This is a genomic window from Hwanghaeella sp. 1Z406, from assembly GCF_048892425.1.
Classification (GTDB): Bacteria; Pseudomonadota; Alphaproteobacteria; order UBA8366; family Aestuariispiraceae; genus Pacificispira.
The window spans coordinates 201,331-214,640 of record NZ_JBLZHU010000002.1 but is presented as its reverse complement, the minus strand read 5'-3'; the positions used below and the strand labels follow the sequence as shown (position 1 = coordinate 214,640).

Genomic DNA, 13,310 nt, shown 5'->3' with positions numbered 1-13,310 from the left:
AGCGGATCAAACAGGAAAACGGAATTGACCATGACTGAGGACGGAACGGCAGCAAGTCATCATCCAGGGGCGGGCGACAAGGCGCGACGCCGGGTAGAATGGCTGGCGCAAGCAGGCATCTTAACGGAAGCCCTGCCGTTTATGCGGCGTTACAATGACAAGACACTGGTCATCAAATACGGCGGCCACGCCATGGGTGACGCCCGATTGGCCAGCCTGTTCGCGCGCGATATCGTTCTGCTGAAGCAAGTCGGCGTGGATCCAATCGTGGTGCATGGCGGCGGCCCGCAAATCGGCCAAATGCTGAACCGAATGCAGAAAGAAAGCGTCTTTGTCGATGGCTTGCGGGTCACAGATCAGGAAACCGTCGACATTGTTGAAATGGTTCTGGCGGGCAGCATCAACAAACAGATCGTCGCCTCCCTGCAATCCGAAGGCGGGCAGGCAATTGGCCTGTCTGGCAAGGATGGCGGGCTGATCAAGGCACGCAAACTGTCACGCACGACGAAGGACCCTGAAAGCAATATCGAAATGGTGTTGGATCTGGGCTTTGTCGGCGAACCCTATGAATGCGACACGACCATTCTGGAAATCCTGCGCAAAAGCGATTTCATCCCCGTCATCGCACCGATCGGCATGGGGGAGAATGGCCAGACCTATAACATCAATGCCGATACAGCGGCGGGTGCCATCGCTGGGGCCGCAGGCGCCAAACGCCTGTTGTTACTGACCGATGTTGCAGGCGTGCTGGACAAACAAGGCCAGTTGATTCCTGAAATGACAGTATCCGAAGCGGAAAAGCTGCAGGAGCAAGGTATCATCAGTGGCGGTATGATTCCAAAGATCCAAACCTGTATCGATGCAGTCCGGGGCGGCGCTGATGGCGCGGTTATCCTGGATGGTCGATCACAGCACCAGATTCTGCTGGAACTGTTCACCGAACACGGCACAGGAACCCTGATCCGCGCGGATTAAAGCATTAGGGGAGCATGGTGCGGGCGACATCCTGTAACATGTGCAACTGATCGCGCACCGTCCGGATTTCATCCAGATCAAGGGTTGTTGTGATCAAGGCTGGCGTCAAATTCGCCCGAATCAGATCGCGCCCATCGGGGCCGCACACCTTACTGAGCCCTGAAAAACCCGGCCCCTGGTCTGAGGCCGCGAAATCGCAATAAGCAACGAAAATGCTATTCTCATAGGCGCGGCTGGGGATCACGACATCCGACACGATCCGCCATTTCGCATTCAATGCTGTGGGGATCAACAGGACGGACGCCCCCGCCAGTGCGGCCTTGCGGGCATTTTCCGGAAACTCGATATCATAACAGATCAACAAGGCGCATTGAACGCCCGCAACGGTGAACAGAGACCCCGAAGATCCGGTCGAAAAGCATTCCTTTTCATAGTCACAGGGCAGATACTGTTTACGATAATTATGGGCCAAAACGCCCGATGGATCGAAATAGGCCGCGCTGTTATAGCGCTGTGCACCTGCCTGTTCAGAATAGCCCAGCACCAACCCGACCCCATGGGCCTTCACAAGGGCACCAACCTGGCGCAGGAACGGGCTGTCCTGGGATACCGCCATAGCCCTGGCGCGGTCTTCCTGACCATAGCCGCAGACAAACAGTTCCGGCGTCAGCAACAGATCCGCCTGCTGCGCGGCCGCGTCCTTCAGGGCGGCCTCCAGATCGTTCAGAACATCAGAAAAACCGCGGTCCATGGGGGCCGCCTGCAAAAGCGCCAGGGTCATCATCGTCATAAAAATACAATCCGCATTCAATGCAGGCCCAAAAATTGTGGCAACCACAGGGACAGGGCGGGGATAAAGGTCACCATCAACATTACTGGCAGGGCGACGAAGAAAATCAGGGACAAAGCCGGTGCAACAGCCTTATGAATCGACACTTTCCCGATCCGACAGGCCATATACAGGATGGGTGCGACCGGGGGGCTGTTTGCCCCGATGACAACAGAACAGGCAACGATGGAGGCGTAATGTACCGGATCCACCCCGTTCGCTATCATCAAGGGCATCATCAGCGGCGCGATAACAACAGTGACGGACAAATCATCCATGATCATGCCCACAAAGATCAGGAAGGCATTGACCAACAACAGGATCAGGATGGTGTTTTCGGTCACCTGGGTAACCGCTTCTGTCAGTTCCTGTGGCACGCTTTCCGCCACCATGATGCGCCCGATCATAAAGGAAAACAGCAGGATCAGAATAATTGTCCCGGTTGTTTCACCTGCTTCCAGCAGACTCTTCTTAAATCGTGCCAGGGTTAAATCCCGATAGATGAAAAATCCAATCAAGATAGCCAGGAACAAAGCCACCGCCGCCGCCTCTGTCGGGGTGAAAACACCCCCATAAATGCCGCCTAGAATAACAACCGGCATCATCAGGGCTGGCGCCGCCCGAACCATAGCGCGAAAGCCCGTATCGCCATTCTCTTGCGCCTTCAATGCAGCAAGGCGTTCTGGCGTATCCTTCAGAATGCGACGCGTCGTCCATTTGTTGAACAACAGCAATCCGACCATCAGCATCAGACCCGGCACGACTGTTGCTGCGAACAGGGCCGTGATCGACTGTTTGGTCACAACCCCAAATAAAATAAGAGTGATAGAGGGGGGAATAAGAATGCCCAACAAAGACGAAACCCCAAGCAAGGCGCTGGTATAGCCCCTTGGATATCCTCGTTCCGCCAGGGGATCGATCATGATCGTGCCGATGGAGGCGACGGCGGCTGTCGCGGTCCCTGAAATCGCGCCAAATACCCCTGAAGACAGGATCATCGCCCCGCCCAGACCGCCCTTGCGGCCCTTCAGGGTCAGCGACATGAAACGGATCAAGCGCTCCGCCACCCCACCGCTTTGCATCAGATATCCCGCCAGAACGAACAGCGGCAGCGCCAGCAGAATGACGGAATCAAGCGATCGGAACCCCTGTAGCAACAGGGTCGATGTATTCACATCATACGCCCAGACCAGATACATCAGCACACCGGCAAAGGACCAGGCGACGGGCACACCAAACACCATAAGCCCCATCAACAACGCAATTGCCCAAACCGCTTCCATGGGTCAACCCTCCCTTGACGGGGACCGGACACAGACCAGTCGGACCGCATGGATAAAATCACGCAGGGCATAGACCGAACACAGCACCGCGGCCAACACGATGGCCGATTGCGGTAACATCAAAGGAAGGCCCAAGGCGGCGGTCGTCTGCGGCCGTTTGATCGACCAGGCGACCATATCCTGTGCCAGGCTGAGAAAGAACAGGCTGAGCACCACCATGATGACCGACACGGCCAGCGTGTGGAAGGCGCGCACCCGATCACTGCGAATGGAATTGGTCAGGAAATCAACAACCAGATGCTCTTTGTTTCGGGCGGCGATAACCGCCCCGCACATATACAGCCAAATCGCCGACAGCGTTGCCATTTCCAGCACCCCGACGACGGACCAGCCCAATACGAAACGGGCCAAAACCAGAAACAAAATAAACCCGGTGACAGCGAGATTGGTGACAATCACAACCAGGCCCATAATGCCCATAATCACCCGGTCGACTTTTTCAAGAATCTGCAACACGCGCACACCCCCACCAATAGCCCAAAGCAATGGGCCGCTGTCATTTCGACAGCGGCCCAGTACCTTTATTTCACATTCGCACGGATCAAGTCCATGAGTTCCTTACCAACATCATTGTCCATTTGTGCCCAGACTTCGGCCCGTACCTTTTTGGCAATCGGGGCGATCTGTTCATCCGTCAGTTCGATATATTTCATCCCTGACTGGATCGCCAAATCCACATAGTGCTGGTCTTCCGCTTGTGCTTCTTCAAACTGCTTTTCCATTTCAACAACAGCTGCATCCTGAATCAGCTTCTGATGTTCCGGCGACAGCTTTTCAAAGCTTTCCAGATTGGCCAGCAGGTTGCCGGTCACGAAAGTGTGCTTGGTGCGGACGTAATAATCCAGAACATCCCGGAAGTATTCATAATCCCAGTAAATGACATTACCGGCATCCCCATCCACAACCCCGGTCTGGATCGAGGTATAAACTTCGCCCCAATCAATCGCAGCCGTTTGATATCCCATGGCTTCCAGAGTTTGCGGGAAGGGGAAAATCGGCGGTGTGCGAACTTTAATATTCTGCGCACCCGCAATGTCCGTCGCATAACTTCCCCGTGTGGCAACACCGTTGAAGCCTTCCGGCCAGGCGCCAAAATATTTCAGTCCGATATCGTTGAAGACCTGATTGACGGCACCATTGACCCAGCCGCCTGGCTTATAGGCCTCAAAGGCCTCATCCCAGGAGGTGACCATATATGGGGTATTGAGGATACCAATACGCTTGTCATAAGAAGTAGACGGCCAAGACAGCATCAAGTCCACTTCCCCCGCAACAAAGAGGTCAAAAACCTCCAACTGACCGCCCAGTTCATTCTGATAGAATAGCTTTACCTTGATCTCCCCGTTTGAGCCTTCCTCAATGGCCTTAGCCCAACTGGCGATGGCCTGACCGGATGGTGAATCCCGGTCCCCGGAATCGGTTGCGATTTTCAGTTCGGTTTCGGCGAATGCCGGTGCGGCCATCAGGCCGGCGGCCATGGTCGCAGCGACGAGCATTTTCTTAATCATCTGAGTCTCCCATTTAGAACCATGCCCCATATAATTGGACATAACGATTGTTACGCTATTTGCATAACGTGCGTTATGTGGTTAATTGAGTCAATGATAAATTTCCAGACAGCATCGGTCGATCAAGGATATAAATTTGAATCAGAAGGATGCTTCCAGCGCAACGCGCACCCTGACACGAGACGATTGGGTCAAGGCGGCACGCACTGTTCTAATCGAAAAAGGCATATCGGGCGTCCGATTGCGCAGTCTGTCCGAATCTTTGAACGCAACGACAGGTGCGTTTTACTGGCAATATCGCAAATTGGAAGACCTGCTGGAAGACGTGCGTCAGGATTGGGCCCGAACCAATAGTGATCCCTTTACTGAGGCCATCGAAGCAGCAGGCCCGGACGGCATGCGCCAATATCTGGCCTATGTGCGTGTGCTGGTCTTAGACGGCACTGTGGATCCGCGCTATGACAATGCAATCCGGGACTGGGCCCACAGTTCCCCGCGCACCGCTGAGGTCCTTAAGACAATTGAAATCAAACGGATCGACCAGTTAACATCGGTCTTCAAAGCCATGGGTTTTCAGGACAAGGCGGCCATCATTCGGGCGCGCGTTACCTATTTCCACCAAACCGGCTATAACGCGATGCAAATCAAGGAAACTCAGGAAGAGCGCCTGCGCAACCTGCCCTACTATGCGGAAGTTCTGACAGACAGCACAGTGATGCACAGGCTGCCTACGCCCGATGATGTTCGGAATTTTCTGCTGACCGGTGGATTTCCGGATTCCGGGGTTGAAAAAAGCTAAAGCCCGACAGCCGCCTCTTTCTCCGCCCGCAATGCAGCAATGCGATCCCGCTCCCGCTTGCCAATCCGTTCACTTTCAGACTTAAGCTGACCACAGGCGGCCAGAATATCCTGACCGCGTGTCTTGCGGATCGTCGCCACCATCCCGGCCTTGTGCAGGATGGCCAGAAAACGCTGCATCCGATCCGGGTCGGAACATTCATAGTCACTGCCCGGCCAGGGATTGAACGGAATCAGGTTCATTTTCGACGGAATGCCTTCCGTGATGCGCAGCAAGGCCCGGGCATCGGCATCGGAATCATTCACGCCCTTCAGCATGACATATTCCCAGGTCACACGCCTAGAATTGGTCAGGCCTGGATACTCCTTCACCGCTGCCATCAATTGCGCGATGGGATATTTGCGATTGATCGGAACGATCTGATTGCGCAATTCGTCGCGCACAGCATGCAGCGACACAGCCAGCGACAGGCCCATTTCCTCGCCCACGCGCTTGATGTCGGGCACCACGCCGGACGTCGACAACGTGATCCGGCGGCGGCTGATCGCAATGCCATCCCCGTCGGCGACCAGGCGCATCGCGGCCAGCACGTTATCGGTATTATACAGTGGCTCCCCCATCCCCATCAGAACGATATTGGTGATGCGGCGGTCGCCATCTTCTGCCTTGCCCCAATCATTCAGGGAATCCCGGGCCAGCATGACCTGACCAACGATATCGCCTGGCGTCAGGTTTCGCACCAGCTTCTGCGTGCCGGTATGACAGAAAGTGCAGGTCAGTGAACACCCGACCTGGGACGAAATGCACAATGTCCCCCGGTCAACTTCCGGGATGAACACCATTTCCGCCTCATTGCCATCTTCATAGCGCAGCAGCCACTTTTCCGTGCCGTCCGTAGATTTCTGATGCATCGACACGCGCGGGCGATTGATATGACAGGTTTCTTCCAGGCGCGCCCGAAAGGCCTTGGACAGATCTGTCATCGCGCTGAATTCCGACGATCCACGATAATACATCCAGCTATACAGCTGTTTCGCCCGAAAGGCTGGTTCGCCCATATCCGCGACGACCTTGGCCAGACCTTCACGATCCAACCCGATCAGGGGAATGCGCGTATCCACCAGGGGCCCTGAAATGGGCGCAAGGGCACCCCCTGGCAGAAAATCATTGAGTTGGGCGACGTCGCTCATCATCTATCCTAAAGAAATCCATCGCGTTTGATGCAGGTCATACCGTCCAAAGGGGGTCTGTGTAAACTGGCGACCAACAGAACCAAAGGAGACGATCCCGTGGCATTCGAAGAATACAAGGCTGAAATCTCGCTTCTACTGTCCCAGATCAGCGGAGATCCGGGCAACGCCCATGAAATACAAATGCGCCTTCATACCCTGTTTGGCACAATGCGCGCAGAAGGCCTGCCCGTCCCGGAAGACCTGAAAACACTGGAGGCCGAATTAGAAGAAAGCTTCGGCCCCGCCGCACCCAAAACCTGATGGGCCGGTGTCTTATGGAACGCCACAGGCCTTGTTTATCGTCTCATTCGCCGCAGTAAAGCCGGTCAGCGAATAGATATCCTTGGTCACCGTGCCCCGGGTGGACGTGCCGGTCACCGTCATTGTTGCCCCGGCGCGCATGGTCTGGACAATTCTGGGCTCATCCTCGCGCCAGGCATAGGCACCTTCCCCGCTGGTATACAAATCGAACTTCGCCCCGCCGATTTCCAGCTTCACCAAAGAGCCCTCCTTAATCGGATAACCCATCTGGAATCCGACTTCACCGGTCGCCCCTTCCTTCGGACGGTGCATCACAAAGGCCCAGATCGGTCCGCGTTTGGAATAATCCCCTTCATCCTTCAAGGGCTTGGACGCCATCGTACAGCGTTCGCCGCCACCCTGCTGATAGGTATAGGCTTGCCAATCCCCAAATTCGCCCAATGATTTATGGTCTTGCGCATAACCAGGGCTGGTCACAACCAATAACAGGGCAAAAGCCCCTATCAGCATGCGCGAAATAGCCTGGGGCAGGATGGGCATAAGTCTTTGAATGCGGGTCATGGTCTCACTTCATTGCCGGTCTGAGTTTAATCCAAGCCTATCACCCTTCCCTGTGTAAGGATGAAGACCACTTTACCATGCCTTCTAAATAAGGCTATTTTTTGAATATGCCAATGATCCGGCACAGCAAAGCTTTCGTATTCCCCATTATGGATCAGTCAACGGTAGTCATAGAGGGAATAGGCCTGTCTTCACGATCTCACAATCGTCTTCGACAGCCACGCTCTCACGTCATCAGGACAGGGTCCAAGAAAAAGTTTATGACAGACGCTCACCATGCCGACTCGCAACAGCTTGTAGAATGGATGCAGCGCCTGGCCGGGTGTCAGGATCGGGATGCGTTTGCGGGCCTGTTTGCCTATTTCGCGCCCCGCATCAAGGCGTATATGATGCGCAGCGGATCAGACAATGCCGCTGCAGAAGAATTTGCCCAAGAGGCAATGTTGATGGTGTGGCGTAAGGCAAACAGCTTTGACGCCAGTCAGGCATCGGTGGCGACCTGGGTGTTCACAATTGCGCGTAACAAGCGCATCGACGCCTTTCGCCGGATCAACCGGCCGGAACTGGATCCGGACGATCCCCTGCTGCAACCCGCTGCGGAACCAATGCAGGACGATAAGGTGGTTGAGGATCAAACGGCACGAACCATTGCAGCGGCGATGGATCAGTTGCCGGAAGAACAAGCGGTTATGTTGAGAATGGCATTCTACGAAGACAAGGCCCATAGCGAGATCGCGGACGAAACCGGGCTGCCCTTGGGCACGGTGAAATCCCGGCTGAGGCTGGCAATGGGCAAGCTTCGCAGTCTTTTAGGAGATACGGAATTATGACGGCTGCACATTCTGTCGCGGTAAAGCCGCGCACGGCCGAACCGGTCCATCATCTGTCCGAAGATCTGTTGCTGGACTATGCGGCTGGAACCCTGGACGAGGCGGCATCCCTGGTCGTCGCATCCCATTTGACGCTGTGTTCGGCCTGCCGATCCGAGTTATCCCGGCTGGAAGCCATCGGGGGGGCCCTATTCGCCACCATGCCGCCGATGGACCTGTCGGCAGGTGCCCTTGAGGCCGCGCTGGCTGCATTGGATTCATCTGATCTGGATGGCCTGCCGGCCTCCGCAAGCCAAAAGCATGCTGTTGTCGACAGACAGGCATCGATCCTGCCGCGCGCTATTCAACGCTATCTGGGCGGGGATTTGGACACGGTGGCCTGGAAACGATTGGGGATGGGCATTGAAACAGCGGAAATTACCCTGTCCAACAGTGATGAATCCAAGGCCGGAAAGCGATCCTTCCTGTTGAAAGTGCCCGCTGGGAAAGCCGTTCCGCAGCATACGCATGATGGAAACGAATTGGTTCTGATCCTGCAGGGCAGCTACAAGGATGAAATCGGCACTTTCGCCAAAGGCGATGTCGCCATCAGCGATGGCAGCATTGACCACCGCCCCGTCGCAGGAGAAGGCGAAAGCTGTATCTGTCTTGTGGCGACGGATGCTCCGCTGCGCCTGACCGGGCCGTTGGGTGCGATCATCAACCTGTTCGTGCGGGTATAAGACGCCCTGAAGTCGTAAAATTCTCGTCGCCTCTGGTGCAAACACGTCCTAAGCTAACAGGATGTTACGCGCCTTTACCTTGCTCCTGATCTGCCAATTGGCCGGCGAAGTCACCGCCGTGCTGACAGGATTGCCTATTCCCGGGCCTGTTGTGGGGCTGTTCTATCTTCTGATTGGTCTGATGGTGTATCGGACGCCCACGCCGTGGTTGGAAACAACATCCTCTGGCCTGTTGAAGCATCTGTCCCTGTTATTCGTTCCCGCCAGTGTTGGATTGATCCAGCATGCGGATCGATTACAAGTGGAATGGCTGCCCCTATTGGCGGCTGTTATCATCAGCACGGTCGCAGCGATTGCCGTGGGCGCGCTGACATTCGTCGCCGTCGCGCGCCTGACCGGCCACCCCGCACAGGGGGAGGATCACAAGCCATGATCGCCAGCACACCCGATGATATCTGGGTCTATCTGGCCCAGACACCGCTGTTATGGCTGACCGTGACACTGATTGCCTATGGCATGGGCTATATCGCCTTCACCCGATCCGGATCAAACCCGATCGTAAATCCCGTCGCCATCGCCGCAGCCTTGCTGATCGCCCTGTTACTGATCACCGACACGCCCTATCAGACCTATTTCGAAGGCGCGCAATTCGTGCATTTCCTGTTGGGACCCGCCACTGTCGCCCTGGCGGTTCCGCTGTACAACAATTTACCCCGGGTCCGACGCGCCGCTCTGCCGATGGCCGCGGCCCTGGCGGCAGGCGTTATTACCGCCGTGACCGTGGCGCTGGTTGTGGCCGCCGCCCTGGGCGCGGAAACGCAAAGCCTGCTGTCCCTGGCCCCGAAATCCGTCACCACCCCCATTGCAATGGGGATTTCAGAACGGATTGGTGGCTTGCCGTCCCTGTCGGCCGGATTGGTGGTTGCGACCGGCATCACGGGGGCGATTGTTGTCACCCCACTGTTAAACCTGCTGCGCATTCATGATTGGCGCGCAAGGGGCTTTGCGGTGGGCATCGCCGCCCATGGCATCGGCACGGCACGCGCTTTTCAGGTCAACCAGATCGCCGGTGTCTTTGCCGCCGTCGCCATGGGCCTGAACGGCCTGACCACCGCCATTCTGGTGCCGGTCCTTGCCAGCCTGTTCTTCTGAAACCCTATTCCATAATGTCCAACAGGCGGCGCACCGTTTTTGCATCCAGCCGTCGGATTCGTTGAGACAGGCGATTGGCCAGTTCCGTCGCATCCGGTGACAGGCCCGTCGTATCAATGGTGATGCGGGGCTGGGACAGACGGGCCAAGTCTTTCAGGGCTTCCGCCTCGTCCCAGATGATCCCGAAATAGGCGCAGATCTGGTCCACCCGTGCAGGTGTTGGACGCGGCCTGCGCCCGGTCTCAAGCGCGCTGAGATAAGCCTGACTGACACCCAGCGCGTCGGCCAGGTCCTTCAGTGTGGTGCCTGTCTCGTGCCGCATTTCCCGGACCTTCTGACCAAAGGGGGTTGTCATCCACTGATCCCCCGATCCCGTTTCAACAGCACATAAACGGCCCCGCTGCCCCCGTCCTGAGGCCGTGCATGGGAAAAGCTGAGGATCTGGTCGCGCAGGGGTGGCAGGTTCAACCAATGGGGCAGATCCGACTGAAGAATCCCCTTGCCCTTGCCGGTGACGATCAGGATGCAGCGTTTACCAGACAGCCGCGCATTGGTGACAAAACCCAGCGTCGCCTGATGGGCGGCATCGCGGCTCATGCCATGCAGGTCCAGACGCCCTTCGATAGACATCTTCCCCTTATGCAGGCGTTCTGCCGTGCGGCGATCCACGCCCGGCGCACAGCCATGGCTCAGGAAATGTGGTTTCGGATTGGGGCGCGCCGGGGGAAGGACCGTCGATGGGGCCCGAAAGGGCGCCGCCCGTTTCGTCTTTGACACTTTCGCCGCAGGCGGGGCGGCCTTTTCCAGGGTCCCCAGGCTATCGCGGAAAATCGTATCCCGGCGTACAGGCTTGGCGCTGGCCTTCACCGCCTCCCACAAGCTTTTGTCATCTTGCCGGGTGTTCTTAAGGGCGGCCTCTTTTGCCTTTTTCGCCTTGCCCATGCGCCCAAACCCCTAATCAGCGAGGACGAGGATATGCAGCCCCAGCGGGCCATGGGCCCCCAATTCGATGGTTTGTTCAATATCCCCCGTGCGGGACGGGCCGGTGATCATATTCACCACCCGTGTCAGTAAGCCATCCGGACCCAGCCGATCGCGCACGGCGTCCCACGCATCCTCATACGCCCCGACAATTTCGGACCGCTTCAGGATCACAATATGATGTTCCGGCAGAAAATTCAGGGTGGTTGGCGCATCCGGCCCGGCCAGCAACATCAATGTCCCGGTCTCTGCAATACCGGCAAAGGCGCGGGTCAGGCTGACCTTGTCCTGACCAAAGCTGCGCCCTTCCGACAGGGTCAGGGTGGGGCGCTGGGACCAGTCGATCTGTGCCAGATCGGCATGCGGGGCCATTTTCACAGCAGCAGGCAGATTGTGATCGGCCAGATACTGTGCCACGGCGTCCGGCACCTCTGATAAAGAGGAAATATCCTGAACCGTTGCCTCGACCGCCCGCGCCCGGGTGATGAAATCCTGCACCAGGGCCGCGCCGGTATTGCGGGCCTTTTGCGGGATAATCCCCCGTGGGCGACTTTTCAATCGCGCTTCCAGCCGCTCTCTCTCGGCACCTGTAACAGGGCCGGATCGACCCCGCGCCGCGCGAATTTTGCCTAAAATCTCATCGCGGGAAGACGGGGGGCTCATTGGGCTGCCTCCCGCTTTAAATCTTTCGTGGTGCGAGCCCCGTGGCGTTTGTCCCACAAATCCTGGAAGGTCTTGCCGGACGGGGCTGCCATATCCCGGTGATCGGTCCAGCCAGATGCCAAAGGCAGAGTTTTGAACCGACCCTGCCGACGGCCCCGCCAGCCCAAGACACCCATCGCAAGACGGGTTGCCAATCGATACAGGCCTGGACGTTTTGCGACGAAACCCCAGATATCCATGCCAAATCGCATGGCAGGCGGGGCCAGACCCGCCTCATACTCCTTACGGCGATAGGCGCGCATCATCTTGGGCAGGGGAATGCGCATCGGACAGACATCCTGACACCGGCCACAGAAGGTTGACGCATTGGGCAGGTGCCCCCCATCCGCCACACCGATGAAACTGGGGGTCAACACCGCGCCCATCGGTCCTGGATAGACCCAGCCATAGGCATGGCCGCCGACCGACCCATAGACCGGGCAATGGTTCATACAGGCACCACAGCGGATACAGCGCAGCATGTCCTCAAATTCCGTGCCCAGCATATCGGTGCGGCCATTGTCCAGCAGGATCACGTGATAGGCCTCTGGGCCGTCCGGGTCGGCGGCGCGTTTCGGGCCGGTCGAAAATGTCGTGTAAGAGGAAAATTCCTGTCCCGTGGCAGACCGCGCCAAAACCCGCAGAATGGCCGACGCATCATCCAGCGTCGGCACGATCTTTTCCATGCTGGCGATGACGATATGCACCCGTGGCAGAGTCTGGGTCAGGTCGCCATTTCCTTCATTGGTGACGATCACACTGGTGCCGGTTTCCGCGATCAGGAAATTTGCCCCGGTAATCCCAACATCGGAATCCAGGTATTTCTGACGCAAAACACCGCGCGCCTCTGAAATCAGTTCCTTGCGTTCCACCAGGGATCGTTTCGGGTCCAGATGCAGATGTTTGCGCCGGAAATCATCGGCGACCTGCTCTTTTAAGACATGGACGGCGGGCGCGATGATATGGCTGGGGGCCTCCCCCCGGATCTGGATGATATATTCCCCCAGATCAGTTTCGACGACCTCATATCCAGCCGCTTCCAGCGCCTCGTTCAGGGCGATTTCTTCCGACACCATGGATTTTCCCTTGGTGACGGATTTCGCCTTCTCCTGGGCACAGATATCCAGCACAACCTGGCGGGCTTCCGCCGCATCCCGTGCCCAATGGACCACACCGCCGGATTTCTGGACCGCCGCCTCATAGGTTTCCAAATAGTAATCGATATTGGCCAGGGTATGGTTTTTGATATCGCGCGCCTGATCGCGCAGCGCGTCGAATTCAGGCAGCGCGGCGCGCGCCTTTGCCCGTTTTTCAACAAAGCCGACCTTCATCTTGCCCAGCGCCTGTTGCAGATTGGGATCGGCCAGTGCCTTGATGCTGTTGGCTTTGAAATTCTGCGACGTGGTTTGCATCTG

At 57.0% G+C, this 13,310-nt stretch carries 17 protein-coding genes; 7 read left to right on the top strand and 10 right to left on the bottom strand.

The annotated features are described in order from the left end of the window. The first annotated feature begins 30 nt into the window (after positions 1-30). Entirely contained in the window at positions 31-975 is a 945-nt protein-coding gene (argB, locus tag ACOSDR_RS05385) for an acetylglutamate kinase (RefSeq protein WP_420723202.1), read from the top strand. Positions 976-979: 4 nt separating this feature from the next. Here argB and ACOSDR_RS05380 read toward each other — a convergent pair whose 3' ends face one another. From ACOSDR_RS05380 to dctP, 4 genes are all read right to left on the bottom strand, one after another. Beyond that, complete coding sequence (locus ACOSDR_RS05380) at positions 980-1,765, bottom strand: nitrilase-related carbon-nitrogen hydrolase (RefSeq protein ID WP_420723203.1); 786 nt, start codon at positions 1,763-1,765, stop codon at positions 980-982. Between the two features lie 17 nt (positions 1,766-1,782). Then, positions 1,783-3,087 carry a TRAP transporter large permease gene (locus ACOSDR_RS05375; RefSeq protein WP_420723204.1) on the bottom strand — a complete coding sequence of 435 codons (1,305 nt, stop codon included), beginning with the start codon at positions 3,085-3,087 and terminating at the stop codon, positions 1,783-1,785. A gap of 3 nt (positions 3,088-3,090) precedes the next feature. After that, on the bottom strand, positions 3,091-3,603 hold the full coding sequence (locus tag ACOSDR_RS05370) for a TRAP transporter small permease (RefSeq protein WP_420723205.1): 513 nt from the start codon (positions 3,601-3,603) through the stop codon (positions 3,091-3,093). A 65-nt stretch (positions 3,604-3,668) separates the two neighbouring features. After that, on the bottom strand, positions 3,669-4,655 hold the full coding sequence (gene dctP / locus ACOSDR_RS05365; protein ID WP_420723206.1) for a TRAP transporter substrate-binding protein DctP: 987 nt from the start codon (positions 4,653-4,655) through the stop codon (positions 3,669-3,671). 136 nt (positions 4,656-4,791) lie between these two features. Here dctP and ACOSDR_RS05360 point away from each other — a divergent pair, with 136 nt between their 5' ends. Continuing rightward, a complete protein-coding gene (locus ACOSDR_RS05360; protein ID WP_420723207.1) occupies positions 4,792-5,454 on the top strand; it encodes a TetR/AcrR family transcriptional regulator in 663 nt (220 codons plus the stop codon). Here the strand turns inward: ACOSDR_RS05360 and rlmN are convergent. Next, the gene (gene rlmN / locus ACOSDR_RS05355) at positions 5,451-6,647 is read right to left on the bottom strand and encodes a 23S rRNA (adenine(2503)-C(2))-methyltransferase RlmN (RefSeq protein ID WP_420730614.1); all 1,197 of its coding nucleotides are present in this window, start codon (positions 6,645-6,647) and stop codon (positions 5,451-5,453) included. The two genes, ACOSDR_RS05360 and rlmN, sit on opposite strands and share 4 nt — an antisense overlap. Positions 6,648-6,743: 96 nt before the next feature. Here rlmN and ACOSDR_RS05350 point away from each other — a divergent pair, with 96 nt between their 5' ends. Then, the gene (locus ACOSDR_RS05350) at positions 6,744-6,947 is read left to right on the top strand and encodes a hypothetical protein (protein ID WP_420723209.1); all 204 of its coding nucleotides are present in this window, start codon (positions 6,744-6,746) and stop codon (positions 6,945-6,947) included. Positions 6,948-6,959: 12 nt separating this feature from the next. On the opposite strand, the gene ACOSDR_RS05345 is transcribed toward ACOSDR_RS05350, so the two are convergent. Beyond that, entirely contained in the window at positions 6,960-7,508 is a 549-nt protein-coding gene (locus ACOSDR_RS05345) for an invasion associated locus B family protein (RefSeq protein WP_420723210.1), read from the bottom strand. Between the two features lie 260 nt (positions 7,509-7,768). Here ACOSDR_RS05345 and ACOSDR_RS05340 point away from each other — a divergent pair, with 260 nt between their 5' ends. The 4 genes from ACOSDR_RS05340 to ACOSDR_RS05325 all read left to right on the top strand — a co-directional run bounded on the left by ACOSDR_RS05340 (position 7,769) and on the right by ACOSDR_RS05325 (position 10,212). After that, the gene (locus tag ACOSDR_RS05340) at positions 7,769-8,338 is read left to right on the top strand and encodes a sigma-70 family RNA polymerase sigma factor (protein ID WP_420723211.1); all 570 of its coding nucleotides are present in this window, start codon (positions 7,769-7,771) and stop codon (positions 8,336-8,338) included. Then, the gene (locus ACOSDR_RS05335) at positions 8,335-9,060 is read left to right on the top strand and encodes a ChrR family anti-sigma-E factor (protein ID WP_420723212.1); all 726 of its coding nucleotides are present in this window, start codon (positions 8,335-8,337) and stop codon (positions 9,058-9,060) included. Before ACOSDR_RS05340 ends, ACOSDR_RS05335 begins: the two co-directional genes overlap by 4 nt. A 61-nt stretch (positions 9,061-9,121) precedes the next feature. Beyond that, positions 9,122-9,493 carry a CidA/LrgA family protein gene (locus ACOSDR_RS05330; protein ID WP_420730613.1) on the top strand — a complete coding sequence of 124 codons (372 nt, stop codon included), beginning with the start codon at positions 9,122-9,124 and terminating at the stop codon, positions 9,491-9,493. Beyond that, positions 9,490-10,212, top strand: a complete 723-nt coding sequence (locus tag ACOSDR_RS05325; RefSeq protein ID WP_420723214.1) for an LrgB family protein — start codon at positions 9,490-9,492, stop codon at positions 10,210-10,212. Before ACOSDR_RS05330 ends, ACOSDR_RS05325 begins: the two co-directional genes overlap by 4 nt. A gap of 4 nt (positions 10,213-10,216) precedes the next feature. On the opposite strand, the gene ACOSDR_RS05320 is transcribed toward ACOSDR_RS05325, so the two are convergent. From ACOSDR_RS05320 to ACOSDR_RS05305, 4 genes are read right to left on the bottom strand one after another with little or no spacing between them, the layout of a single operon-like run. Next, positions 10,217-10,567 (bottom strand): helix-turn-helix domain-containing protein, encoded by a 351-nt coding sequence (locus tag ACOSDR_RS05320; protein WP_420723216.1) that lies wholly within the window; start codon positions 10,565-10,567, stop codon positions 10,217-10,219. Continuing rightward, positions 10,564-11,154 carry a Smr/MutS family protein gene (locus ACOSDR_RS05315; protein ID WP_420730612.1) on the bottom strand — a complete coding sequence of 197 codons (591 nt, stop codon included), beginning with the start codon at positions 11,152-11,154 and terminating at the stop codon, positions 10,564-10,566. The genes ACOSDR_RS05320 and ACOSDR_RS05315 overlap by 4 nt, the downstream gene beginning before the upstream one ends. 12 nt (positions 11,155-11,166) lie before the next feature. Further along, entirely contained in the window at positions 11,167-11,856 is a 690-nt protein-coding gene (locus ACOSDR_RS05310) for a LutC/YkgG family protein (RefSeq protein ID WP_420730611.1), read from the bottom strand. Further along, the gene (locus ACOSDR_RS05305; protein ID WP_420730610.1) at positions 11,853-13,307 is read right to left on the bottom strand and encodes a LutB/LldF family L-lactate oxidation iron-sulfur protein; all 1,455 of its coding nucleotides are present in this window, start codon (positions 13,305-13,307) and stop codon (positions 11,853-11,855) included. The genes ACOSDR_RS05310 and ACOSDR_RS05305 overlap by 4 nt, the downstream gene beginning before the upstream one ends. Positions 13,308-13,310 lie beyond the last annotated feature (3 nt).